Here is a 25,771-nt window from a genome sequence, read left to right as displayed (position 1 = left end):
AATTGACTATTATTGTTTATTTCAAGTACAGATAGAAAGCATATATAAAGTGGAAGGTAATTAACTTTCCACTTTATATTATTATTTACATTATGGTACACTTATTTGGTTGAAAGGGTTGGGATTCTGTTTAATTTATTTTTGCAATTAAGTTTTTTAAAGTTTCAAAGTATACTTTTCCTAGTATGTGTTTTAATGTGTATCGCTTTATGATATAATTAATGCCATGGGGAGGCAATTTTATGAAAAGAACGGAAAAGGTTTATCTAAAACTTAAGGAAATGTGCATAAACCAATATGAGGAAGATGGGGAAATTCGGGGATTTTCTACTACAGAAATAGCTAATGCTATTAACGTACAAAGGACTAATGCATCAAGTGATTTAAACAGCCTATATAAAGCTGATAGGGTAATAAAATTGGAGGGAAAACCCGTTCTCTATAAGATTAAAGGTGATGCAAGAAATATGGTGTGTACTGGAAATGCAGAAAGAGATGAATTTGATGATATTATTGGTAGCGATAAAAGTCTGAAAAACTCTATTCAACAAGCAAGAGCAGCAGTTATTTATCCGCCTAATGGTTTGCATACGCTTCTCTTGGGAGAAACGGGAACTGGAAAGACGATGTTTGCAAAAGTTATGTATGAATATGCAAAAGAAATTGGTAAAATAAACTCTAATGCACCATTTGTAGAATTTAATTGTGCTGATTATGCTAATAATCCACAACTTCTCATGTCACAGCTTTTTGGTGTAAAAAAAGGAGTTTATACAGGTGCAGATAGGGATAGGACAGGATTTGTTGAAAAGGCTAACAATGGTATTTTATTTCTAGATGAGATCCATAGATTACCACCTGAAGGACAGGAAATGCTTTTTTATCTTATTGATAAAGGACTATATAGATGCCTTGGTGAAACAGAAGTACTTCATAAGGTGAATATCCTAATAGTATGTGCAACGACAGAGAATGTTGAATCCACACTATTAAAAACTTTCATAAGACGAATACCTATGATAATACATATTCCACCTCTGCGTGATAGGGCACTTGAAGAAAGGTTTCAACTGATCAAGTACTTTTTTAGTGATGAAGCTGCCACAATAAATAATGACATTTCAATTACGTCAAACGTGCTCAAAGCACTTTTGCTTTATGACTGTCCAAATAATATAGGTGAACTTAAAAGTGATATTAAACTTTGTTCAGCAAAGGCATATCTTGATGTGATAATGAAAAAGGATACAATGGTGGTTGTGCATACTGAAGACCTACCTGCCTATGTAAGAAGAGGTCTTATAAAATATAAAGAAAACAGGGATAAAATAGATAAGTTTATAAATGGTGATATAATTAAATTTTCTAAGGATGATAATAGCAAGCAGATATATATAGATAAAAATGAATTAAATCTCTATGAAGTTCTTGAAGATAAAAGGAATAAGTTGGTGGGAAAAGGGCTAGATGAATCGGACATAAAACTCATTATGAATTTAGATATAGAAACATATATCAAAAGATATATGAATGATATGAGCAAAAAAAATTTAGAGGAATTATATAAGGTAGTTGACAAAAAAATTGTTGATATAGTCGATAATTTTTTGCAACTATCTGGAAAAGAGTTAAAAAGACAGTTTAGTGAGAGAACATTGTTTGGACTGTCTATGCATCTAGCAAGTTCCATAGAAAGAATATTAAATGGAAAGAAGATAGAAAATTATCAGTTAACTGATATCAAGAATATTTATCCAGAAGAGTATAAAGTGGCTACTGGATTAAGACCAATAATTCGTGAAAAATTTGATTTGAATATCCCAGATGAGGAAATAGGATTTATTACAATGTTTCTATGTTTAGATCTTGATGAAACCAGCGAAAATGAAAAGGTTGGTGTAATTGTGGCAATGCATGGTGATACTGCGGCGACCTCTATTTCAGATGTTGCTAACAGACTGCTTGGGGAGGACTTTGTTATAGGATATAATATGCCCCTTGATCAAAAATTCGAGGTGGCATTGAATAATTTAACAGCGATTATAAAGAAAGCTAACAAAACCAAGGGAATATTACTTCTTGTAGACATGGGTTCTTTAGTTATCTTTGGGGATATGATCCATGAGAGGACAGGCATTCCAATTAAAACCATAGAAATGGTATCTACTCCAATTGTGTTGGAAGCCGGGAGAAAAGCCCTATTAAATTCCAGCCTTGATGAGGTATATGATGCTTCAATAAATCTAAGCCCATATATAGGTAGAATATACAAGGATAATTTTGAAATGCAGAATGGCTTTAAAGAAGACGTTATAATAACTGCCTGTATTACAGGCGAAGGTACAGCTTTAAAACTTAAGTCAATTTTGGAAAATAAACTTAGACATATAGGAAACGAAGTAGATATTATACCTTTAAATATTGAGAATAAAAAAGAATTTAAGAGAAAGCTTCAAAATATAAAAAGAGAAAAAAATATTCTTGCTGTTGTAAGTGCATTTAATCCAGACGACGACTCGTTAAATTATATTTCAACAACTGATTTATTTGATAATCAAAAAATTGATAATTTAAAGACGCAGATTAGTTATAAGGGTACTATAAAAACAATTGATAATATGAAAGATATAATCATAGAAAACCTTGATTTAGACGCTGAAAAATATATTGATTCCTTTAAAGAATTTTATTTAAATATTATAAAGAATGGAGTAGATCTTGATGGTGATAAACTTATTGGCTTGATACTTCATATTGCCTGTGCTATAGAACGTGTATTGCAGGGAGGAGAATTGATACAAATAGAAAATTGTAAAGCCATAATAGCTGGAAATATTACCAAATATGAAATTATAAAGACTTCCTTAAGCCCTGTAAATAAAGCTTTTAACGTCTTTTTATCAGACGATGAATATACTGTTATAATGAGAATGATTTATTCAGTATAATAATATATAACTGTATAAACTAAATATATTAAACGATACATATCTATACACAAGTTTATTTATAAATATTAGCACATAAGCTCAGAGCTGTAATCGTATAAATTAAACTTGGAATATTATTTGGATAAATCTTTTCTTTGACTGTTATGAGATCAAAAAACTCTGATAGACCTTGTAAATAAGGTGATTCAGAGTTTTTTTATTCAAAAAGATATTCTCGTTATAATAAAAATGGCTTATTCTGTTCAATAGGGTATCAGTATAGATCACAATAATTTAACTATACAGATTTATACACTATGCCTTTATACGGATAGAAGTCACTAAATCTCAGCACTTTAATATGAAATTAATATTTGGCATGATTATTGCTTAAAATAATCACAGAAAATAATAATTGAAAGGGGGAATGAAGTGGAAAAAGATTGTTAGAAAAAGATGGGCTTAGAAAAAACACAAAAATTATAAGGAAGGTGAGCGACTATGAAGATATTACTTATGTGTGGAGCAGGAATGTCAACAAGCTTATTAGTAAAAAAGATGCTAAAGAGTGCAGATGATATGGGATATAATGATATAAGTATTGATGCAGCACCAATAGATGAACTAAAAAAACATGTGGACAGCTATGATATATTTCTGTTGGGACCACAGGTGAGATATAGGGAGAAAGAAGTTAAAGAGGTTATAGAATCAAAAGGTAAACAATGTGATGTTATATCGCCTCAAATTTATGGAAGGGTAGATGGTGAAAAAGCATTGAAGTTGGCACTAGATTTAGCAGAAAAAGGAGAAAATTGAATGGACTTGGAACAAATTATTTTTACTATAATATCCTATTCTGGGGATGCACGAAGCGATTGTTTTGAGGCTTTAAAATATGCAAAAAATGGTAGCTTTTCTGAGGCGGAAGATTGTATCAAGAAAGCAAATGAAAAACTTTTAGAGGCTCATCATGTACAAACTGATATGTTGCAAAAAGAGGCATTAGGTGATAGACGGCAGGTTACACTTTTATTGATGCATGCAGAAGATCATCTTATGACAGCAATTCTTGCTAAAGAATTAATTGGTGAGATGGTTGAATTGTATAAAACGATATATCAAAGGGAAGGGGATTTTGCCAATGCCTAAGAAAGGTCTTAAGATAGCAACGATAGGAGGCGGATCGAGCTATACCCCTGAGTTGATCGAAGGTTTTATAAAAAGGTATGACGAATTGCCAGTCAAAGATTTATATTTAGTGGATATTGAAGAAGGAAAAGAAAAGCTAGATATAGTAGGAAACTTAGCAAAGCGTATGATTAAAAATGCTGGTGTGAATATAAATGTCCATTTAACCCTTGACAGAAGGGAAGCAATAAAAGATGCAGATTTTGTTACTACACAGTTTAGGGTAGGATTGTTGGATGCGAGGATTAGAGATGAGAAAATACCACTAAAGTATGATGTAATAGGGCAGGAGACAACAGGTCCTGGAGGATTTGCAAAAGCTCAAAGAACTATACCGGTTATATTGGATATTTGTAAAGATATAGAAGAACTTGCGCCTGATGCTTGGCTAATAAACTTCACTAATCCATCTGGAATTATAACAGAAACAGTACTAAAGCATACAAAGGTAAAGGCGATAGGCCTTTGCAACGTTCCAATAGGTATGGTTTATGGTGCTGCTGAAATAATGGGTGTAGATGTTAATAGAGTATCGATTGATTTTGCCGGACTTAATCATCTTGTATGGGGTACACATGTATATTTAGACGGAGAAGACGTAACGGATAAATTGATATATAGTTTAGGAATCGGAAAATCGATGTCTATGAAAAATGTGGCTGATATTCCGTGGGAGCCGGAGTTTATCAGCTCACTGGGAATGTATCCCTGCCCGTATCACAGGTATTATTATTTGACAGATCAAATGTTAGAGGAAATAAAGAAAGATGCTCAAACATTGGGTACAAGGGGTGAGCAGGTAAAGAAAATAGAAGAAGAATTATTTAAGTTATATAAGGACCTTGATCTTAATGTGAAACCTCCTCAACTGGAGAAAAGGGGAGGGGCACACTATTCTGATGCAGCGTGTTCATTAATAAATTCTATATATAACGATAAAAAAGATATACGAGTTGTCAATGTAAAAAACAATGGCACTATCTTGGACTTACCTGATGATGTCGTGATAGAAACAAATGCAGTAATAGATAAAGCTGGGGCTCATCCGTTAAGCATTGGACATGTACCTACTAAGATAAGAGGATTAATGCAGGTAGTGAAAGCTTATGAAGAGTTGACTATTGAGGCAGGGGTTAACGGCAATTATGATGCAGCACTTCAAGCTTTAACAGTAAATCCACTTGTTCCGTCAGCGATGATAGCAAAGAAAATATTAGATGACATTATTGAACAGAACAAATATTATTTGCCACAGTATTAAATTACTTATGCCTTGAATATTGAATTGTTGCTACAATAGTTTTTGTGTTTATGCAGCAGGTGTTTTGTTTTTATCTTTAGGGACACGACATATTTGCATTTTCTATGAGTTAATGCTGGAAATATAATTAAGATAAAAAACATTAAATGGTAGATTTATAATACTTTCTTCTAAAATACGAAATTATTTATAGTTCAATACAAGATAAATATAAAAGGGAGGTTAATTAGATGGACAAATTAGAAAAATTTTTCGAAGAAAAAATGGCACCGTTTTTTGGAAAGTTAGCAAGGATTCCTTTTCTTATAGGATTAAGAAATGGCATGATGGCAACAGTTCCTATTACAATAATTGGGAGTATATTTCTGGTCATGCAGCAATTACCAATCGGGGCATGGCAAAGAATAATTGCTCCATTTCATGATATGCTTGAAGTTCCCAATATGATGACAATGGGTATAATTGCACTATATACCGCATATTCACTTGGATATTATATTGCAGAAGCATATGAAATGGATAGCTTTACAGGAGGGTTATTATCATTTGCTGGTTTTATGATGCTTCAAATTGATAAAGACTTTTCGATATCAACTGCAGGATTTGGTTCAAAAGGTATCTTTACTGCAATTATAGTTGCAATATTTTCAGTATTTGTTTTACGTATTTGCGTTAAGAAAAGCCTTTATATTAAATTTCCTGATACCGTACCACCAGCTGTATCTCAATCATTTGCTGCAATTGTTCCAGGGGCAATAATTATTACTGTATTATTCTTAACAAAGGCAGTATTTGGAATTGATATTCAAGCAACTATTAATGCAATTTTTGCTCCACTTGTATTTGGATTAAATACTTTACCGGGTATTGTTGTATTCATGTTTGTTGCTAAGGTTCTTTGGTGCTTTGGAATTCATGGAATGTCAGTCATGAATGCTGTAGGCATGCCAATATTTTTAACCTATCTTGCAGCCAATAATGAAGCATATTTAGCAGGGGAAGCCATTCCATACATCACTGCGCAAGGCTTTGTCCAATGCTTTGTATCACATGGTGGTGCAGGCGCCACGCTTGGATTAGCAATTTTGATGTTATTATCAAAAGAAAAAGGCTTCAAAACTTTTGGAAAATTGACTATTGTACCAGCAATATGTAATATTAACGAACCGATTATTTTTGGATATCCAATTGTAATGAATCCAATGATGATGATTCCGTTTATTGTAAGTGACCTTGTGTTAACAATAAGCACGTATTTATTGATGTACTTTAATATTATTGGAAGACCTGTATTAAATATGCTATGGATATTACCAACGCCAATCAGTTCTTTCTTAGCTGCAGGAAATGATATTCGTGCTGCTATTTGGTCAATATGTGGAATATTTATTTCTGTTGTGATTTATTATCCATTTTTTAAGATTGAAGAAAAGAATAGACTTAAATTAGAATGCGGAGGAGAATTAGATGATTAAAGTTGTAGTAACTGCGGATGATTATGGTTTTACAAAAGGTATTTCAGATGGTATTTTATATGCGCACCATAATGGGATTGTAACTTTTACAACTGCAATGACAAACATGGATTATTTCAAAATTGCAGCTAAAGAACTAAAAAACACACCTACATTGGGTGGTGGGGTACACCTTAATCTAACTATAGGGAAGTCATTAACAAAGAATAATACGTTAACTGATAAAAATGGATATTTTATTAAGAATATTGATCGTATTGTAAATGAGGCGGATGTTGACGAGATATATCTTGAATGGAAGGCACAAATTGAAGAATTTATAAAGTATGTAGGCTATGTTCCATTACAGATAGATGGGCACCATGGATTTCATTATTATCCTCGCTTTCAACCAATAACTCGAAGACTAATTGAAGAATACAGATTTACTGCAAGAGTTGTAGATTCACCATATTTATTTCTAAGAGGGTTTTATGCTGAAGATGCAACGGTAGAAAAAATTAAAGAAATTTTGACACTTTATACCCCAGTTCCTACATTGGAGCTTGTAACTAATCCTGGTTTCTGTGATGAAGAACTTATCTCAATGTCAGGGTACAGCTATGGAAGAACTAAGGAAATAGAAGCACTTTGCTCACAAGAGGTGAAAGATTTTATTAGGGAGAATGGTTTTGAATTAGTTATACCAGAAAGAAGAAATAAACTATAACAAGATGTTTCCATCATTTAGAATCTTAAATATATGATGACATTCAATGGAAAGGATTTTGTTGTTTGGTTATGGAATCTTTTGATAGTAGTACTAATAGGATTTTAACAATAATGACTAGCTTGCCTACCATGTTGCTTGGATATCTTAACGTTTATTCGCTAGTATTCAATGACTCTAATCTAATTAGTGTTCAAACAGGGAATTTGATCAATATGGCTATTAAACTTTCTAAGGGGAATATAGATTTGTCTAATGAATTTTCCTTGGTGATTGGATTTGCACTAGGTTGTTTTTTTTCCACTATTATTTTATTGAAAACAGAAATGAGTTTTAAGACTTTGATAATTAGATGGACATTATTTTCATCAATAATATGGGTTTATTCGATTTTTGATAATTATTTTTCAGATACTATAAGTATTTTTATATTAAGTTTTATGTCCGCAATGGCATTAAATTTTTTTAGATTAATAAATAATAATGTGTCAAACAATGGAATAATGGCTGGGAATCTAAGGAACCTGTATGCATCTCTAGGGAAATTAATGATTCTAAAAAATCTGGATATTTTAAATGATATTTTATGCTATTTGCTGGTAGTAATTTTATTTATAATTGGAGCATACTTTGGCAGTATTGTCTCATGTTTTGGTAATGGTACTATGCTATTAATTGCATCAGGTATATGCGTGATTCCTTATTTATTTTGTTTTATCGATTGGTTAATATAAGATCAGTTTTAATTGCATAAACATACCAATTAAAATTTCGATGATATTTATTTCCCTATTGACATATGTGGGACATACTGTTATTATCTATTTGTAAAGATGAATATAGCTCATATAAGTTTCATAATATGGTTGAAACGTTTCTACTAAATGACCTGAAATCATTTGGCTATGAGCGAAAGTGTACCTAGGGTTCCGAAGTTTATTCTTGCTGGACCAAGCGGTACAGATGCTTGTTTTAGGTATTACACCGAAGGGATAAAAGCCCAGTCGGGTAGGTTTCGCTTCCTACCTGACTGGGCATATTTGTTTTTGTTAATTGTGATATTTTATAAGAGGTGAGATGATTATGAATCTTGTATACAAAGGAAAGACTAAAGATGTATATGCTTTGGAAAACGGAAATTATTTATTAAAATTTAAGGACGAAGTTACAGGTGAAAACGGAGTATTCGATCCGGGAGCAAATACCGTAGGCTTGACGATTGAAGGCATGGGAAAATCAGGACTCAGACTTACAAAGTTCTTCTTTGAGAAGTTGAAGGATTTAGATATACCGACTCATTATATCAACTCAAGTATAGAGGACGCAACTATGACTGTATTGCCTGCTAAGATGTTTGGCAAAGGAGTAGAAGTTATATGCAGATATAGAGCTGTCGGAAGCTTTTTAAGGAGATACGGACTATATGCAAAAGAAGGACAAGTTCTGGATGCATATGTGGAAGTCACACTAAAAGATGATTTGAGAAATGACCCGTTGATAACCAATGAAGCTCTAGAAATGCTGGGTATAATGACTAAGAAAGAATATGATGTTTTAGTTGAGCTTACTAAAAGAATTGGCAATATTGTCAAGGATGAATTAGCTAAAAAAGGATTGGAATTATACGATATAAAATTTGAATTTGGAAGAGTAGGAGATGATAATCATATTGCCCTAATCGATGAAATATCAGGAGGGAATATGAGAGCATATAAAGATGGGGAATATATAGAACCCCTTAAGTTGGAAGAATTGATGATGAAAAACTAAATAATATAAGGCTCATATAAGTCCCATAATATGGTTGGGATGTCTCTACGAAATGACCGTAAATCATTTATCTATGAGTGAAAGTGTACCTAGGGATCCGAGGAATAATTCTTAATTCTTGCCGGACCGAGCGGTACAGATACTTGTTTTAAGTATTACACCGAAGGGATAAAAGCCCAGTCGGGTAGGTTTCGCTCACCTACCTGACTGGGCTTTATGATTTTAAGGAGGATAAAAATGGAATATAAAAGGATTATAATAGAAAAGAAAAGTAACGTAAATGCAGAAGCAGAAAATTTGTTGAATGAATTCAAGAATTATTTAGGTATTGACAGTCTTTCGTATGTTAGGGTTTTAAATGTTTATGACTTAATAAACGCAACTGAACATTCGACAGAAGAGATAATAGAAAAACTTCTATTTGATCCGAATGTTGATTTGCTTTATAAGGATAGTATTACATTAAATGATGGTGAAAAGGCATTTCGCATTGAATATCATAGAGGGCAATTTAATCAGCGGGAAGATTCTACAAAAGAGATGATACGTAAATATCTGAACTTTGAAGATATAGATGTTCATCATTCAAAGATAATTGTTTTAAAAAATGTATCCGATTTAGAATTAGAAAGAATAAAATCCTATTATATCAATCCGATAGAATGTAAAGAAGTTGAATTGGAGTCTTTTAACTATGAAATTGAAAGAGATGCAGTGAAGGAGACGGAAATTGCGTCTGGCTTCGTTAATATGAGTGAAAGACAAATTAGGGATATGAAGGATAAGATTGGACTTGGTATGGACACTGACGATTTGTTATTTTGCCGGAAATACTTTCAAGGTGAAAAAAGGGATCCAAGCATAGCGGAATTAAAGATCATTGATACCTATTGGTCAGATCATTGCAGACATACCACATTTATGGCAGAGATAAATGATGTTAAATTTGAAGAAGGGAAATATAAAGAAATATTTGAAAAGGCTTATGGGGAATATTTAGCCTCTAGAAAATTTGTTTATGGTGAAGAGGATCGCCCTATATGTTTAATGGATTTAGCTACTATCAATATGAAGGAAATCAAGAAAAAGGGATTGTTATTAGATAAGGAAGAAACGGATGAAATAAATGCAGCAAGCATTGAAATAGATGTGGATGTAGATAATAAAGATGAAAAGTATCTTCTTATGTTTAAGAATGAAACCCATAATCATCCTACAGAGATTGAACCCTTCGGTGGGGCAGCTACCTGCCTTGGTGGTGGTATTAGAGATCCGTTGTCAGGCAGAGCATTTGTATACCAAGCAATGAGGATTACGGGTTCAGCTGATCCGAGACAAAGCTTTGATGCGACTTTGGAAGGAAAGCTTTCGCAAAGAAAGATTACTCAAACAGCTATGGAAGGTTATAGTTCCTATGGGAACCAAATAGGAGCTACCTCAGGATATATAAATGAATTTTATGATGAAGATTTTGTTGCAAAAAGATTGGAACTGGGAGCATTGGTTGCTGCAGCACCAAAGGCATCAGTATTTAGAGGAAAGTCGGAGCCAACCGACTTGATATTACTGTTGGGAGGAAGAACCGGAAGAGACGGCTTGGGAGCAGCAGTAGGCTCATCCAAGGTTCAAACCAAGGAATCATTGGAAACAGCCGGAGCAGAAGTACAAAAAGGGAATCCTATATTGGAAAGAAAGATTGTAAGGCTTTTTAGAAATCCGGAAGCGACAAAAATGATTAAAAAATGCAATGACTTTGGAGCCGGAGGAGTAGCGGTAGCTGTGGGAGAACTGGCTGACGGATTACTAATTGATTTAGATAAAGTTCCGTTGAAATACAAGGGTTTAAATGGTGAAGAAATAGCACTTTCCGAATCTCAGGAAAGAATGGCAGTTGTCATAAGCAAGAATGATATAGAAGCATTTATGAAATTAGTTGAAGCAGAGGATTTAGAAGGAACTGTAATTGCAGAAGTTACAGATAAAAATAGGCTTCAAATGAAATCTAATGGGAAAATTATAGCTGATATAGATAGGGAATTTTTAGATACCAATGGCATCCGAAAGGAAAGTAAAGCCTATATTTCCAATCCTAAAAGTGGGTTCTATTTAAGTGAAAATCCAGTTCATGCAGAGGATCAGAATGTATGCAAAGCTTTCATTGATAATTTATCCGATTTAAATATAGCATCTCAAAAAGGGCTTATAGGAAGATTTGATAATACTATAGGTTCAGGAACAGTATTAGCACAATTGGGCGGGAAATATAAATTAACTCCTCAAGAGGGAATGGTAGCGAAGATTCCGGTATTAAATGGGAATACTAATACTTGTTCGATATTCACCTGCGGATATGATCCAAAACTGGGGAAATGGAGTACTTTTTATGGCGGATATTATGCAGTTATTGAATCCATAGCAAAAATTGTTGCATTAGGAGGGGACTATAGAAAGATACGATTAACCTTCCAAGAATATTTTGAAAGACTTGGAGATAATCCACATAAATGGGGGAAGCCTTTTGCAAGCTTGCTTGGTGCCTTTGTAGTTCAAAAAAGCTTAGATTTACCAAGTATAGGCGGCAAGGACAGTATGAGCGGAAGCTTTGGTGAATTGAATGTACCTCCATCCTTATTTAGCTTTGCTGTCTCAACTGAAAAGATCGGAAATATTGTTTCAAAGGAATTTAAAAAGGTAAATTCAAATGTAGTAATTATAAATTTAAACATAGATGATAAAGGATTGGTGAATTTCGATCAGCTTAAAGAAAATTATACCAGAATAAAAGAATTAATAGACACGGGATATGTCCTATCCGCATCCAGCATTAAATACGGCGGAATAGCCAGAAACATTGCAGAAATGTCCTTTGGAAATGGAATAGGATTTAAGTTCAATGAAGATATTCTGGATAGAATATTTAAGCCTCTATACGGTTCAATTATTTTAGAGATAGAGAGCGATAAAAATATAGAGAAATTATTTGAAGGAATTTATTATGATTTAGTCGGAACAACAATAAAAGAAGAAAAAATAATTATAAATGATGAAACAATGGAATTAGAAGATTTAACAGCAAAATGGGAAGGTACATTAAATGATGTATTTCCAATAAATAGAGATTCCGAACAAGCTTCAATCAAACCCTATAATAGAGGGCAAATTGCAAAGAGCAAACACAAAATTGTTAAGCCAAGGGTATTGATTCCGATATTTACCGGTACTCATGGTGAATACGATATGGCACAAAGCTTTATAAATGCAGGTGCAGAAGTTGAAACATTTGTGTTTAAATCATTGAATAAAAAATATATAGAATCGTCCTTCAAAGAGCTTTCAAAGAAAATAGAGAAATGTCAGATTCTAGGGTTTCCAAATGGACAAATTTATGGAGATGAACCTGAAGGAAGCGGAAAGCTAATAAAACTTATCTTCTCAAATTCATATGCAAAAGAGTCCTTGAATGAACTTTTAAATGTTAAAGATGGATTGATCCTGGGAATCGGAGAAGGGCTGGCAGGATTGCTGAGATTGGGACTTATAGATGTTTCGCCATTTTTAACCTATAATAGCTCAGGAAAATTTTTATCCGACTTTGCGGATATTGAAGTCATTTCAAATCTATCGCCATGGATGAATTGTATGGAAGTAGGAGAAATATATACTTCACCGTTGGCTACAAAGGAAGGAAGAATCATTTTAGGTGAAAATGCAGATAAGTTAATCGAAAACGGACAAGTGGCAACTACCTTCTATAAATCCAATCCTACAGGCTCACAAATGGCTGTAGAATCGCTAAGCAGTAAAGACGGAAGAATTTTAGGAACAGTCGCATCTATTGAAAGATTGGACAGCAATATATATAAGAATATAGATTTAAAAGGTACACACAAAATATTTAAATCAGGTGTAAAATACTTTGATTAGGAGTGAAAAAATGAAAGTCAGCATAGTAATGGGAAGTATTTCAGATAAGGAAATAAGCGGCAAGGTGATTAAAATTTTAGAAAAGTTTGGAGTAGATTATGAAACAAGGGTCATATCAGCTCATAGAACCCCTTATAAAGCCTTGGAATTTGCAAATGGAGCAGAAGAAAACGGCATAGAGGTTATCATCGCTATAGCCGGAAAGGCGGCACATCTTGCAGGGATCATAGCAGGCATTACACCGCTTCCGGTAATAGGTATTCCTGCTAAATCATCTACCATGGACGGACTTGATTCATTGCTTTCTGTAGTACAGATGCCAAAGGGAGTTCCCGTTGCGACCGTAGCAATTGATGGAGGAGAAAATGGAGCACTACTGGCAGTACAGATGTTGTCAATCAAATATCCGGAGTTAAGAAAGAAATTTAAAGAGTATAAGAAGGAAATAGCGGAAGAAGTTATTATGATGGATAGGCAGATTAACTCGTAAGGGGGAAGTAAATTTGAGTGGTGTATTTGGCATATTTAGCAAAAATTCAAACAGTGTTTCCCAAATAATATATTATGGTCTTTTTGCACTTCAGCATAGAGGGCAGATAAGCTGTGGAATTGCAATTAATAACAATGGATTTTTAGATTATCATAAGGATTTGGGATTAGTTCATGAGGTGTTTTCAAAGGATATCTTTGATAGATTGAGAGGGAATATGGGTATAGGGCATGTGAAATATGCCTCCTCTCATGAAGAGCAGACCCAAACAAATACAGAGCCTGTAGTTATGGGTTATAAAAAAGGTGCTTTTGCATTGGCTTTCGATGGCAGTATTGTTAATTCCAATGAACTTAGGGATAAATTGAAGGAATCAAATACCGTGCTTCAATCAGATTTAGATGCAGAGGTTATAGCAAATGTAATAGCTAAAAATCAATGTGCTGATTTAGAGGATGCATTAAATAAAACTTTAAATGAAATAATAGGCTCCTACAGCCTATTATTGATGACAAACGATATGTTGATAGGAGCTAGGGACCCAAACGGTTTGAAGCCGCTTTCCTTAGGGAAATTAGGCGATGATTATGTACTGGCATCGGAAAGCTGTGCATTTGATGCAATTGGAGGAGATTTTGTTAGAGATATAGAACCGGGTGAAGTTGTTTTAATAAATGATAATGGAATAAAAACAATATCAAAAAATTTTTCAGAGAGAAGGCCTTGTTTATTTGAGTTGGTGTATTTTGCAAGGTCGGATAGTTTTATGGATGGAAAAAGCATTTATAGATCGAGGATAGAAGTTGGTAAACAATTGGCAAGGGAATCCCAAATTGACGGAGACATCGTAATCGGCGCTCCGGATTCAGGGATAGTATTTGCCATAGGATATGCTGAAGAATCCAAAATACCCTATGCTGAGGGAATGATAAAGAATAGATATGTTGGACGGACATTTATCCAGCCCAGCCAAGAGTTAAGGGAGCAAGGTGTAAGAATCAAATTAAATGTTCTTAAAGAAAATATAGAAGGCAAAAAAGTAATCTTAGTAGATGATTCGATAGTCCGTGGCACTACGATCAAAAGGACTGTGGATATGCTTAGAGAAGCAGGAGCAAAGGAAATTCATGTGAGGATCGCATCACCACCGGTGCTCTATCCATGCCATTTAGGGATGGATACTCCAAGCAAGGATAATCTAATATCGGCAAATATGGAAGCAGAAGAAATAAGGGAACTCATAGGAGTGGATTCGTTATATTTTTTGACTTTGGAAGGATTATTAAAAGCTATAGGTAATAATGGATTTTGCAAGGGGTGCTTTACAGGAGAATACGCAGTAGAGGAAGGAAAAAAGTAAGAGGTAAAAACATAGTGAATTGTGAATTGATAAGGAGGTTTTATAATGCCTTTAACGTATAAGGATGCAGGCGTTGATAAAGAAGCGGGATATAGAGAAGTTCAGCTTATAAAAAGTTTTATAAAGAAGACTCATATCCCAGGAGTTTTATCGGAATTAGGTGGATTTTCAGGCTTATTTCAACTGGATATATCAAAATATGAGGAACCGGTATTGGTTTCAGGGACGGATGGAGTAGGTACTAAGTTAAAATTGGCTTTTATGATGGACAAACACGATACCATAGGAGAAGATTGTGTTGCAATGTGTGCCAATGACATACTGTGTCAAGGAGCTAAGCCTTTATTTTTTTTGGATTATATAGCTACAGGGGAACTTATTCCTGAAAAAATGGCCAGCATTGTGGAAGGAGTGTCCAATGGATGCATAAAAGCAAAATGCGCATTGATAGGTGGAGAAACAGCAGAAATGCCCGGATTTTACAATAAAGACGAATATGATATAGCAGGATTTTGTGTCGGAGTAGTAGATAAGGGAAAGATAATTAACGGCAGTAAGATCGAAGAAGGTGATTATATCATTGGGTTAAAATCCAATGGTATACACAGCAACGGCTATTCAATGGTGAGAAAGATTGTGTTTGAAAAGCAAAATTTGGATTTAAATACCTATATTGAAGAATTAAATTGCACTATAGGAGAGGAGTTATTAAAACCAACGAGAATTTATGTAGATCCCGTTTATGAATTAATAGAAAAGTTCAATATTAAAGGGTTATGCCATGTAACAGGCGGTGGATTTTATGAGAACATACCTAGGATGTTTCCAAAAGGACTTGGAGCATTTATAGATACGTCAAAGATAAGTACTCCGTATATTTTCAAACTATTACAAGAATGGGGAGATATTGAAACGGAAGAGATGTATTCCACGTTCAATATGGGCGTAGGCATGGTATTGGTGGTATCAAGAGACGAAATAGACGAAATAACAAATTATTTAGATTCCATCAATGAATCATTTTATCTTTTGGGTGAAGTAAAAAGAGGAAATGAAGGTGTTGTCCTATGTCATCAAAGAGGATAGGAGTTCTTATCTCAGGCAGCGGTACAAATCTTCAAGCAATAATTGATAATATCAATTCTGGAAATATAAACGGAGAAATAAAACTTATTGTTTCAAACAGAAAAGATGCATATGGATTGGAAAGAGGAAAACTGGCAGGGATAGAGAATATGTATTTACCACGCAAAGAATTTTCAACTGATCAGGAATATGACGAAAGATTGATATATGAATTTAGACAGCGGAATATTGATTTGATAGTATTGGCAGGATATCTCAGAATACTTTCCAAAAGTTTTATAGAGGCATTTAATAATAGGATAATAAATATTCACCCTTCGTTGATACCCAGCTTCTGCGGGAAGAATTATTATGGAACAAAGGTACATGAGGGAGTATTAAAATATGGTGTTAAATATACCGGTGCAACGGTTCATTTTGTAGATGAAGGTACTGATACCGGACCTATAATCTTACAGGATGTAGTAAAAGTTGATAATGATGATACGGTTGAAGAACTTCAAAAAAAGGTGTTAAAGATTGAGCATAAAATTTTTGTAGAAGCAATTAGCCTGTTTTGCGATGATAAATTGAGTCTGAAAGATAGAATAGTGAGAATAAATAGGGAGTGATTTTGTGAAAAGAGCGTTGATAAGCGTATATGATAAGGAAGGAATAACCGAATTTGCAAAAAACTTAAGTCTGTTGGGTTGGGAGATTATATCAACCGGCGGAACTTCAAAGATTTTAAAAGATGCCGGAGTAGATACTGTTGAAGTTGAAAGCATTACAAATTTTCCTGAAATATTGGATGGCAGAGTAAAAACATTGAATCCGTATATTCATGGGGGATTATTGTACAAAAGAGATAATAAAGCCCATGTAAAGACGGTTGAAGATCTTCATATTAAGGCAATTGATATGGTAGTAAACAATCTCTATCCATTTGAAGAAACTATAAACAATCCAAAATCCTCATATGAAGATATTATTGAGAATATAGATATTGGTGGACCTTCTATGATTAGAGCAGCAGCAAAAAATTATGAATATGTAACTGTAATTGTAGATCCAAAGGACTATAATAAGGTACTTAATGAATTAAAGGACCATGATGATACATCAATTGAGACTCGTAAATATCTGGCAAGAAAGGTATTTAATTATACTGCATACTATGATGCTGTAATTTCAGATTTCTTTAATGGCGAGGAAAATATAAAATATCCGGAAAGAATAACTTTCCCATTTAAAAAGGTACAAGAGTTAAGATATGGAGAGAATCCTCATCAAAGCGGGGCTTTTTATAAAAAAGCATCTGAAGTAAAAGGGACTATAGCATCGGGGAATCAAATTCATGGTAAGGAATTGTCTTATAACAATATTAATGATGCCAATGGAGCATTAAAGATTTTAAAAGAATTTGACGAGCCTACTATCGTAGCCATAAAACATTCCAATCCTTGTGGAATAGGATGCGGCGAAAATTTGTTGGAAGCTTATATAAAGGCTTTTGAATGTGATAAGGAATCAATCTTCGGAGGGATTATTGCCGCTAATCGAGAGATTGATAAGGATGTAGCTGAAAAAATAAATGAGATATTTATAGAAATTGTGTTAGCACCTTCCTTCAGTGAAGAAGCTACTGAAATATTGAGCAGAAAGAAAAATATCAGATTGGTTCAGATTGAAGATATAATGAAAAATAACTATGAAGAATTGGATTTTAAAAATGTATTGGGAGGATTATTGATTCAAGACAGGGACAATAAACTTTTGATTGATGATCTAAAAGTAGTGACAAAGAAAAAACCAAGTGATGAGGAATTGGAAGATTTGTTATTTGCATGGAAGGCAGCAAAAAATATTAGTTCCAATGGAGTTATACTTGCGAAGGATAAAGCCACAATAGGAATTGGGCTAGGAGAGGTCAATAGATTTTGGGCGGTAGAGAATGCTATAAGCAGGGCGGAAGATAAAGTAAAAAACGGCGTATTGGCTTCAGATGGATTTTTCCCTTTTAAAGATTCCATCGAAATATTAGCTAAAGCCGGAGTCAGCGCGATTATTCAACCGGGAGGCTCAATTAAAGATAAGGAAGTAATTGAAGAAGCAGATAAGCATGGAATGGCAATGATCTTTACAGGGATGAGACATTTTAAACACTAATCCAATTCACAGTTCATAATTCACAATTGAAAACCCTAATTCATTGCTGTTGTCATCCTTGAGTGAAACGAAGGATCTCCGGTTTTGGAAAAGAGTGAAGAACTAGGAACTAAGAATGAAGAGTGAACTTAATAGAAAGAAGGTGGTTTGTTATGAAAATTTTAGTGATAGGCAGCGGTGGAAGGGAACATGCCCTTTGCTGGAAAATAGCCCAATCTAAAATGGTTGAAAAAATATATTGCGCTCCCGGAAATGGCGGTACAAGGGAAATTGCAGAAAATATTGATATACAGGTTAATGAAATAGATAAATTGTTAGACTTTGCCATTAATAATAAAATTGATTTGACAGTAGTAGGACCTGAAGATCCCCTTGTAAATGGAATTGTAGATATATTTCAAGAAAATGGACTTATGATATTCGGACCTAATAAGCTATGTGCAAAATTAGAAGGAAGCAAAGAATTTTCTAAAGTCTTTATGGAAAAATATAATATACCTACTGCAAAATATCAATCCTTTATAAATTATGAAGATGCCGTTAAAGCATTAGATGATTTTACCTATCCTCTCGTCATAAAGGCGGATGGGCTGTGCTTAGGAAAAGGAGTGATTATCTGCAATACTAAAGAAGAAGCCATAAATGCATTAAAAGAAATACTTGTGGATAGGATATTTGGAGGAGAAGGCGAAAAGGTAGTCATAGAAGAGTATTTAGACGGGATAGAAGCATCTCTATTGTGTTTTGTAACCGAGGGAAAAATAATTCCTCTTGAAAGTGCAAAAGACTACAAAAAAATCTATGAAAATGACTTAGGACCAAATACAGGCGGAGTTGGTTGCATATCTCCAAATCCTATATTCACAAATGAGCTTTCTTCGATAATAAAAGAAGATGTTTTAGATAAAATATCTTATGGATTAACACAGGAGAAGATGGATTTTAAGGGGATACTCTTTATAGGATTTATGATTGCCGATGGAAAACCTAAGGTACTTGAATTCAATGTAAGATTTGGAGATCCTGAAACACAAGTGTTGATTCCAAGATTAAAATCGGATATAGTAGAGCTATTCCTAAAGGTTATTGACGGATCTATTGATAAAAGGGATATAAATTGGTCTAAGGATTCATGTATTACTGTAGTCTTAACTTCCAATGGTTATCCGAAGGAATATAAAAAGGATTTTAACATTGATATTAAAAATCTAGATAACTCAATTATATTATTCCATAATGGCACTAAATATAAGAGTGGCAAACTTTTAACCAATGGGGGAAGGGTATTATCTGTAACGAATGCAGGGAAAGATTTGCAATCAGCTAGAGAAGCCGTATACGATAATATAGGGAACATTCAATTTGAAGGTCTTTGCTATAGGAAAGATATTGGACTAATTTAATATATCCTTGTCTTTTTTTGTATTTCATGTTCACAAATTAAAAGAAATTTGTTATACTACTTTATAGTGTGAAAAATGATTATAGAGATACCCCAATTATTGTAAATTATACAAAATTGTGGGTATCATATAATTATGTAAAATATTTTGTAAGGAGGGATTTTTTTGAAGACTGACGTACAAATTGCTCAAGAAGCCAAGATGATTCCTATAAATGATGTAGCGGCTAAATTGGGAATTAGTGATGAAAACCTTATCAATTATGGTAAATATAAAGCTAAAGTTTCATTAGATGTCTTGGAAGAGTTGAAAGATAAACCTGATGGAAAGTTAATTTTAGTCACTGCTATCAACCCAACTCCGGCAGGTGAAGGAAAGACTACTACAAATATAGGACTTTCAATGGGGCTTAATAAAATTGGGAAGACTGCCATTACTGCAATAAGAGAGCCTTCCTTGGGACCAAGCTTTGGAATGAAGGGCGGTGCAGCAGGCGGAGGATATGCACAAGTAGTTCCTATGGAGGACATAAACTTACATTTTACAGGAGATTTCCATGCTATAACCACATCTCATAACTTGATATCGGCACTATTAGACAATCATATTCAACAAGGTAATGAACTAAACATTGACCCCAGAAGAATCGTTTGGAAAAGGGTCATGGATATGAATGACAGAGCTTTAAGAAACATCGTTATAGGTTTAGGGGGCAAACCAAATGGCGTTCCAAGAGAAGATGGTTTTGATATTACTGTTGCTTCAGAAATCATGGCGATTTTCTGTCTGGCCTCCAGCTTAGAGGATTTAAAAGAAAGAGTCGGAAATATAATTATAGCTTATAGATACGACGGCAGTCCGGTATTTGTTAAAGATATTCATGCACAAGGTGCAGTTGCTTTACTTATGAAGGATGCTATGGATCCAAATCTTGTTCAAACGTTGGAAAATACTCCTGCTTTAATTCATGGAGGACCATTTGCCAATATTGCCCATGGGTGCAACTCGATGTTAGCTACCAAATTATCATTGAAATTAGCTGAATATACAATAACGGAAGCAGGTTTTGGTGCTGACTTAGGCGCCGAAAAATTCTTTGATATAAAGGCTAGATTTGGTGATTTAAAACCTGATGCAGCTGTAATAGTTGCAACTGTAAGAGCTCTAAAACATCACGGCGGGGCTAAAAAAGAAGAATTAGGTATAGAAAACTTAGAGCAGCTTTCCAGAGGATTTGAAAACTTAGAAAAGCATATAGAAAATATTCATAAATTTGGAGTCCCTGCAATAGTTGCAATCAATCAATTCCCAACTGATACAGAAGCTGAGTTGAAATTTGTGCTGGAAAGATGTAAAGAATTAGGCGCAGAAGCTGTTCTTTCCGAAGTTTGGGCTAAAGGCGGCGAAGGCGGAATAGAATTGGCTAAAAAGGTTGTCGAAGTAGCTGAAAGCAAACAATCTAATTTCAAGCTTTTATATGATGCAGACGAACCAATAAAGGTAAAAATTGAAAAAATAGCCAAAGAAATTTATGGCGCTGATGGAGTAGATTTTACAAAATCATGTGAAAAGACAATTGTAAATATCGAAAAAATGGGTTTTGATAAGATGCCGATATGTATGGCAAAGACCCAGTATTCACTCTCAGATGATCCGACATTGTTAGGAAGACCATCAGGCTTTAGAGTAACCGTAAGAGAGATTAGAGTATCAAGAGGAGCAGGATTCTTAGTTGCACTTACCGGAGATATAATGACTATGCCGGGATTGCCAAAGGTTCCGGCTGCTAACAACATTGACATATTACCTAGCGGAGAAATAGTAGGACTGTTTTAGAAAATGAGATATATATGATAAATGGGGCGGTATGTTAACCGCCCTAGTTTGAGCAGTTTCACTTTAATGAATTAATATGTAACATGCATATAAAAACAGGAGGATAATTAATGGAATACAATTCAAAAATACAAAATTCACAGACTGACGGCTTTTTTGAAGCAGTATTAAAATTAGAAAATATGGAAGAATGTTATAGGTTTTTTGAAGACATTTGCACGGTAAAAGAAATTCAGGCAATTGCCCAGAGGTTAGAAGTTGCAAAACTATTGGTGGCAAAGAAAACCTATAATCAAATAGAATTAGAAACCGGTGCAAGCACTGCAACCATAAGTCGAATAAATAGATCTTTAAATTATGGTGCTGACGGATATAAGCTTATATTCAAAAAACTTGGGATAATTGAAGAAGAATAAGAGATTTAATAAATCAGAAGCGGCGTAATCCATTGAGGCTACGCCGCTTTCCATATATATTTAATTAATTATTCTTTCATCATTTGAACATAGGGTAGCTTCTGATAACCCATTTTGTCATAAAGCATCATTGCCCGTTTGTTGTCCGGTTCAACTTCCAACCTATATCGTTGAGTAGGGATATGCTTCTCCATCCACTTGAAGAAGTAACTTCCGCATCCACGTCCTTGATATTCAGGAACTATGTATAGTTCTTCAATCCATACAGCAGGACCCCCGGCTTCTCTGCAATAGGTTTTATTCAAAAGTGCATAACCGATTATTTTTGAATCTGCCTCGAACATATAGCAATCAAGATACATATCGGAACGCATTAATTCCTTAAATGCTCTATTATGATATTCATTATCTATATCATGCAAAACAGCTTCAGATGAATAAAATTCTCGGCTCATAGCCAAAAATATGTCCTTATCCTTTGACGCGATTTTTCTTATATTCAAATTCATTTTTATAAGTCCTAACTCCTTTCTTCACGATGCATTTAAAATATCATACCTTAAAAGCAATTTTCAATTCATCACAAAAATTTTCTAACTCGTCAATCATTGTAGCATTAGGTGAGGCTTTTTCAAGAGCTGTTTCCTCCGCATTATAAATCTTGTCAAGAGACTCACGTGCATAAGACCTTCCTGCTTCCGTCAGACAAATATTCATCTCACGGCGTTTTCCCGGGATTTGTTCAAGAGTAATATATCCTTTTTCAACACATTCCTTTGTGATTGTATTTAAAGTTGTCCTTGGGAACAACCACTCCTCACAAATTTGTTTTTGAGAGTGGGGGATACCATCGTCAAGCGCATATAAAAGCCGTATGATGTTTGCTTTGACACCGAGCTCTTTGGATATCTTTTCATAAATATTTTCAATTCGATTAACAGCAATCATAATCCTGCGTATAGCCGCTCTCTGTTCAGTCATATTTACACCTCCAAAAATCCTAATTCGTATTATATTATAATACGAATTAGGATTTTTGTCAAAGGGTACCAAATGATAGCGCAATAATGAAATATTGTTTGCTATAGATGGCGGATAAATTATATAATATATGTATTGAGAATTATGAAAAGTTTCATAAAGAGGTGTAAAAATAAGTGGAAAAAATACTTGTTGTGGATGATAATATTCAGCTGGTGGAGACCATTTCGATTTACTTAGAAAATGCAGGGTTTCAGGTTTTTCAAGCTGAAAATGGGAAAGATGCATTGGAGAGCTTGAGATTATGTAAAATAGATTTAGTAATAATGGATATTATGATGCCTGAAAAAGACGGTATAAGTACTACCAAAGAAATAAGATACAAGGACAATATCCCCATAATACTTTTATCGGCGAAATCTCAAGAAGAAGATAAAGTGGAAGGCTTGGACTCGGGCGCAGATGATTATATTACCAAACCATTTAGTAAGGATGAGTTAATTGCAAGGGTTAAAGCTCAATTGCGTAGATATAAAAACTTAAATAAAATGCCCACGAAGGACTCCGAAATTCTAATTAGAGGACTGAAAATTGATTATGAAAGCAAATCTGTAACGTTAAACGATGAGATTATCAATTTGACTCCAACGGAATTTAAGATATTATATTTATTGGCAAGAAATCAAGGCAAGGTATTGTCCATAAAGACCATATATGAAAGTGTATGGAATCAAAAATTTTTTAACTCTGAAAGTACAGTTATGTTTCATATAAGCAATTTAAGATCAAAGCTTGAAATCGATGTAAAACGCCCAATTTACTTGAAGGTAGTTTGGGGACAAGGATATATGGTGGAATAAAATGTCAAATAATAAGACAAATAGAATAATTTTATATATCATTTCAATACTTATGATAGGTATGAGTATAGTGCTCTCCGTATCTATTTGGAACAATAGAAGCCTTTTTTTCGACGAACATGTATACTCAATGGTTGACTATGGACCTTATATGAGATTAATTTATAATTCCATCAAAAATGATGATTTTAACAGCCGGGAGTTAACGGATTATTCCTTCGTATATTACAATTTTTTGATTGATGGAAAATGGTATACAAATTTACCTGATGACAGCAATACTGAAGAGCTTATTTCCATATATGTAAAGGAAAATATAAATGATAAGGGTTTTTTATCAGAATCTGATATTAGATATTTAATCCTAAATGAAATTGATGACATAGGGGATGAAGAGTTTGTAGAAGGCTATATATACATTGACATGACAAAAAACTTGCAGGGATACTTTCAATATTCCATTAGAAATAATTTGAAACTCCAGTCCATATTATATTTTGATTGTATTTCGTTTCTGGTTTTAATAGCTATTGGATTGACTTTAATTTTTAAAAATTTCAAATTAGGACAAACATATATATCCGATAAATTTGACTCTATCCCTATAGATATTAAAGTTATATCCCTTATACTTTCTGTCGCAATCATATTATTATTTTCACATAAATATATCAAGATGTTTAAATTATTTTCTAACTTAAGAAGGAGAATAATATCATTTTGCATGTTAAGTGTTTTAACTGCATTTGGAATGATATTATTTTTAGATATACTGTATATGATGAGAACTAATAGGGATAATTATATGGAACTAAAGAGAAAGTGGGATGACAGATACCTAAAAAGAGTCCCTGTGGGTCTAAGCTTATTTATACTGATGGCTTTATTATATATATCAATGCTAAGTGGATTTAATGGCAGTTCAATTAGTTCAATTGAGGGATATTTTTTTATTAAGGAGAACATCAATACTTTAGCAACGCATTTTATAATTATAATAATATTGTCTTTGACAATTTCTAAAATGATAAAAGTCAAGAATTTATATACAAACCATGTTTTATCAGAAATAAAAGAAATTGCCTCAGGGAATTTGGAAAGAGATGTATCAGTTGTAGGAAATGATGAAGTATCGGATATTGCAAAAAATGTGAACTTGATTAAAGATGGATATATAAAAGCAATTGAAGAACAGAAAAAGAGCGAAAGATTGAAATATGAACTGATAACAAATGTTTCCCATGATTTAAGATCTCCTCTTACTTCTATTATAAATTATTTGGATTTATCCAAAACCTGCAATGCGGAGGAGAAGTTAAAAAGATATATAGAAGCAGCGGAGTCAAATTCCAAGATATTACTTCTATTAATTGAGGATTTGTTTGAGCTTTCTAAGATGGAAAGCGGAAATGTAAAACTTTCTAAGACAAATATAGATTTGATTTTATTGTTAAAACAGGTTGCCTATGAGTATAATATAATTTGCGAAAATGAAGACAAAGAGATTGTCATAGAGTCATCTTCAAAGGAGCTTCAATATTTTTGTGACAGCCTTGGGATTTCAAGAGCATTCAATAATCTAATAGATAATGCAGTGAAGTATTCATTGCCCAATACTAGGGTATATATTGAAGTAACTTGCCATGATAAAGAAATAGTAATAGAGGTCAAAAACATATCATACTACAAATTGGACTTTGACCTAAATGAACTGTTTTTAAGATTTAAGCGAGGAGACAAATCCAGAGCATCAGAAGGTACAGGTCTAGGGTTAGCTATTGCTAAAGGGATAATATCTCTGCATGACGGCAGTATTATTTTGAAAAATGATGGAGACTTGTTTAAAGCAATTGTTAGTTTGCCTATAGAATAATCTAAGGAATTCCTAAGGAATAACCTCCTATTTTTATCCTATAATTTATATAAGGATA

Annotated in this window: 21 protein-coding genes and 2 riboswitches; of the genes, 19 read left to right on the top strand and 2 right to left on the bottom strand. The window is 33.7% G+C overall.

Annotation, left to right across the window (positions count from 1 at the left end):
* Positions 1–242: 242 nt before the first annotated feature.
* The 17 genes from H8707_RS12870 (at position 243) to H8707_RS12790 (ending at position 21,999) form a co-directional block, all read left to right on the top strand.
* Positions 243–2,948 (top strand): sigma 54-interacting transcriptional regulator, encoded by a 2,706-nt coding sequence (locus tag H8707_RS12870; RefSeq protein ID WP_262430550.1) that lies wholly within the window; start codon positions 243–245, stop codon positions 2,946–2,948.
* A 483-nt stretch (positions 2,949–3,431) separates the two neighbouring features.
* A complete protein-coding gene (locus H8707_RS12865; RefSeq protein WP_262430549.1) occupies positions 3,432–3,749 on the top strand; it encodes a PTS sugar transporter subunit IIB in 318 nt (105 codons plus the stop codon).
* Positions 3,750–4,082 carry a PTS lactose/cellobiose transporter subunit IIA gene (locus H8707_RS12860; protein ID WP_262430548.1) on the top strand — a complete coding sequence of 111 codons (333 nt, stop codon included), beginning with the start codon at positions 3,750–3,752 and terminating at the stop codon, positions 4,080–4,082.
* On the top strand, positions 4,075–5,382 hold the full coding sequence (locus H8707_RS12855; RefSeq protein WP_262430547.1) for a 6-phospho-beta-glucosidase: 1,308 nt from the start codon (positions 4,075–4,077) through the stop codon (positions 5,380–5,382). The genes H8707_RS12860 and H8707_RS12855 overlap by 8 nt, the downstream gene beginning before the upstream one ends.
* Before the next feature lie 230 nt (positions 5,383–5,612).
* A complete protein-coding gene (locus H8707_RS12850) occupies positions 5,613–6,857 on the top strand; it encodes a PTS sugar transporter subunit IIC (RefSeq protein ID WP_262430546.1) in 1,245 nt (414 codons plus the stop codon).
* A complete protein-coding gene (locus tag H8707_RS12845; RefSeq protein WP_262430545.1) occupies positions 6,850–7,566 on the top strand; it encodes a ChbG/HpnK family deacetylase in 717 nt (238 codons plus the stop codon). The genes H8707_RS12850 and H8707_RS12845 overlap by 8 nt, the downstream gene beginning before the upstream one ends.
* Positions 7,567–7,637: 71 nt before the next feature.
* Positions 7,638–8,300, top strand: a complete 663-nt coding sequence (locus H8707_RS12840) for a YoaK family protein (RefSeq protein WP_262430544.1) — start codon at positions 7,638–7,640, stop codon at positions 8,298–8,300.
* Between the two features lie 90 nt (positions 8,301–8,390).
* A riboswitch (purine riboswitch) is annotated at positions 8,391–8,492 on the top strand.
* Between the two features lie 157 nt (positions 8,493–8,649).
* On the top strand, positions 8,650–9,336 hold the full coding sequence (locus H8707_RS12835) for a phosphoribosylaminoimidazolesuccinocarboxamide synthase (RefSeq protein ID WP_262430543.1): 687 nt from the start codon (positions 8,650–8,652) through the stop codon (positions 9,334–9,336).
* A riboswitch (purine riboswitch) is annotated at positions 9,329–9,430 on the top strand. It overlaps the preceding gene by 8 nt.
* A 143-nt stretch (positions 9,431–9,573) precedes the next feature.
* Positions 9,574–13,260, top strand: coding sequence for a phosphoribosylformylglycinamidine synthase (locus tag H8707_RS12830; RefSeq protein ID WP_262430542.1), 3,687 nt, complete (start codon positions 9,574–9,576; stop codon positions 13,258–13,260).
* Between the two features lie 10 nt (positions 13,261–13,270).
* The gene (gene purE / locus H8707_RS12825; protein WP_262430541.1) at positions 13,271–13,750 is read left to right on the top strand and encodes a 5-(carboxyamino)imidazole ribonucleotide mutase; all 480 of its coding nucleotides are present in this window, start codon (positions 13,271–13,273) and stop codon (positions 13,748–13,750) included.
* A gap of 13 nt (positions 13,751–13,763) precedes the next feature.
* A complete protein-coding gene (purF, locus tag H8707_RS12820) occupies positions 13,764–15,110 on the top strand; it encodes an amidophosphoribosyltransferase (RefSeq protein ID WP_262430540.1) in 1,347 nt (448 codons plus the stop codon).
* A 45-nt stretch (positions 15,111–15,155) separates the two neighbouring features.
* Positions 15,156–16,196 carry a phosphoribosylformylglycinamidine cyclo-ligase gene (gene purM, locus H8707_RS12815; RefSeq protein ID WP_262430539.1) on the top strand — a complete coding sequence of 347 codons (1,041 nt, stop codon included), beginning with the start codon at positions 15,156–15,158 and terminating at the stop codon, positions 16,194–16,196.
* A complete protein-coding gene (gene purN, locus H8707_RS12810; protein WP_262430538.1) occupies positions 16,178–16,807 on the top strand; it encodes a phosphoribosylglycinamide formyltransferase in 630 nt (209 codons plus the stop codon). The genes purM and purN overlap by 19 nt, the downstream gene beginning before the upstream one ends.
* Positions 16,808–16,811: 4 nt before the next feature.
* Positions 16,812–18,344, top strand: a complete 1,533-nt coding sequence (purH, locus tag H8707_RS12805; RefSeq protein ID WP_262430537.1) for a bifunctional phosphoribosylaminoimidazolecarboxamide formyltransferase/IMP cyclohydrolase — start codon at positions 16,812–16,814, stop codon at positions 18,342–18,344.
* A 152-nt stretch (positions 18,345–18,496) separates the two neighbouring features.
* Complete coding sequence (purD, locus tag H8707_RS12800) at positions 18,497–19,747, top strand: phosphoribosylamine--glycine ligase (RefSeq protein ID WP_262430536.1); 1,251 nt, start codon at positions 18,497–18,499, stop codon at positions 19,745–19,747.
* Between the two features lie 165 nt (positions 19,748–19,912).
* A complete protein-coding gene (locus H8707_RS12795) occupies positions 19,913–21,583 on the top strand; it encodes a formate--tetrahydrofolate ligase (RefSeq protein WP_262430535.1) in 1,671 nt (556 codons plus the stop codon).
* 110 nt (positions 21,584–21,693) lie between these two features.
* Positions 21,694–21,999: a YerC/YecD family TrpR-related protein gene (locus H8707_RS12790; protein WP_262430534.1), complete on the top strand. Its 306-nt coding sequence runs from the start codon at positions 21,694–21,696 to the stop codon at positions 21,997–21,999.
* Between the two features lie 68 nt (positions 22,000–22,067).
* Here the strand turns inward: H8707_RS12790 and H8707_RS12785 are convergent, their stop codons facing one another.
* The gene (locus H8707_RS12785; protein WP_262430533.1) at positions 22,068–22,508 is read right to left on the bottom strand and encodes a GNAT family N-acetyltransferase; all 441 of its coding nucleotides are present in this window, start codon (positions 22,506–22,508) and stop codon (positions 22,068–22,070) included.
* Positions 22,509–22,551: 43 nt separating this feature from the next.
* On the bottom strand, positions 22,552–22,980 hold the full coding sequence (locus H8707_RS12780; protein WP_262430532.1) for a MarR family winged helix-turn-helix transcriptional regulator: 429 nt from the start codon (positions 22,978–22,980) through the stop codon (positions 22,552–22,554).
* 176 nt (positions 22,981–23,156) lie between these two features.
* On the opposite strand from H8707_RS12780, the gene H8707_RS12775 reads away from it, so the two are divergent.
* Together H8707_RS12775 and H8707_RS12770 are read left to right on the top strand one after the other, a co-directional pair.
* Positions 23,157–23,840: a response regulator transcription factor gene (locus H8707_RS12775; RefSeq protein ID WP_262430531.1), complete on the top strand. Its 684-nt coding sequence runs from the start codon at positions 23,157–23,159 to the stop codon at positions 23,838–23,840.
* 1 nt (position 23,841) lies between these two features.
* A complete protein-coding gene (locus H8707_RS12770; protein WP_262430530.1) occupies positions 23,842–25,713 on the top strand; it encodes a sensor histidine kinase in 1,872 nt (623 codons plus the stop codon).
* Positions 25,714–25,771: the final 58 nt, after the last annotated feature.

This window comes from Paratissierella segnis (assembly GCF_014385195.1).
GTDB classification, from domain to species: domain Bacteria; phylum Bacillota; class Clostridia; order Tissierellales; family Tissierellaceae; genus Paratissierella; species Paratissierella segnis.
Note: the sequence above shows the minus strand (reverse complement) of the source record. Positions and strands in the feature narration are given on the sequence as shown.

Bases quoted from the DNA above. Each gene is read 5' to 3' on its own strand.
- H8707_RS12870 (WP_262430550.1), top strand. From the start codon at position 243: ATGAAAAGAACGGAAAAGGTTTATCTAAAACTTAAGGAAATGTGCATA.
- H8707_RS12865 (WP_262430549.1), top strand. From the start codon at position 3,432: ATGAAGATATTACTTATGTGTGGAGCAGGAATGTCAACAAGCTTATTA.
- H8707_RS12860 (WP_262430548.1), top strand. From the start codon at position 3,750: ATGGACTTGGAACAAATTATTTTTACTATAATATCCTATTCTGGGGAT.
- H8707_RS12855 (WP_262430547.1), top strand. From the start codon at position 4,075: ATGCCTAAGAAAGGTCTTAAGATAGCAACGATAGGAGGCGGATCGAGC.
- H8707_RS12850 (WP_262430546.1), top strand. From the start codon at position 5,613: ATGGACAAATTAGAAAAATTTTTCGAAGAAAAAATGGCACCGTTTTTT.
- H8707_RS12845 (WP_262430545.1), top strand. From the start codon at position 6,850: ATGATTAAAGTTGTAGTAACTGCGGATGATTATGGTTTTACAAAAGGT.
- H8707_RS12840 (WP_262430544.1), top strand. From the start codon at position 7,638: ATGGAATCTTTTGATAGTAGTACTAATAGGATTTTAACAATAATGACT.
- H8707_RS12835 (WP_262430543.1), top strand. From the start codon at position 8,650: ATGAATCTTGTATACAAAGGAAAGACTAAAGATGTATATGCTTTGGAA.
- H8707_RS12830 (WP_262430542.1), top strand. From the start codon at position 9,574: ATGGAATATAAAAGGATTATAATAGAAAAGAAAAGTAACGTAAATGCA.
- purE (WP_262430541.1), top strand. From the start codon at position 13,271: ATGAAAGTCAGCATAGTAATGGGAAGTATTTCAGATAAGGAAATAAGC.
- purM (WP_262430539.1), top strand. From the start codon at position 15,156: ATGCCTTTAACGTATAAGGATGCAGGCGTTGATAAAGAAGCGGGATAT.
- purN (WP_262430538.1), top strand. From the start codon at position 16,178: ATGTCATCAAAGAGGATAGGAGTTCTTATCTCAGGCAGCGGTACAAAT.
- purD (WP_262430536.1), top strand. From the start codon at position 18,497: ATGAAAATTTTAGTGATAGGCAGCGGTGGAAGGGAACATGCCCTTTGC.
- H8707_RS12790 (WP_262430534.1), top strand. From the start codon at position 21,694: ATGGAATACAATTCAAAAATACAAAATTCACAGACTGACGGCTTTTTT.
- H8707_RS12785 (WP_262430533.1), bottom strand. From the start codon at position 22,508: ATGAATTTGAATATAAGAAAAATCGCGTCAAAGGATAAGGACATATTT.
- H8707_RS12780 (WP_262430532.1), bottom strand. From the start codon at position 22,980: ATGACTGAACAGAGAGCGGCTATACGCAGGATTATGATTGCTGTTAAT.
- H8707_RS12770 (WP_262430530.1), top strand. From the start codon at position 23,842: ATGTCAAATAATAAGACAAATAGAATAATTTTATATATCATTTCAATA.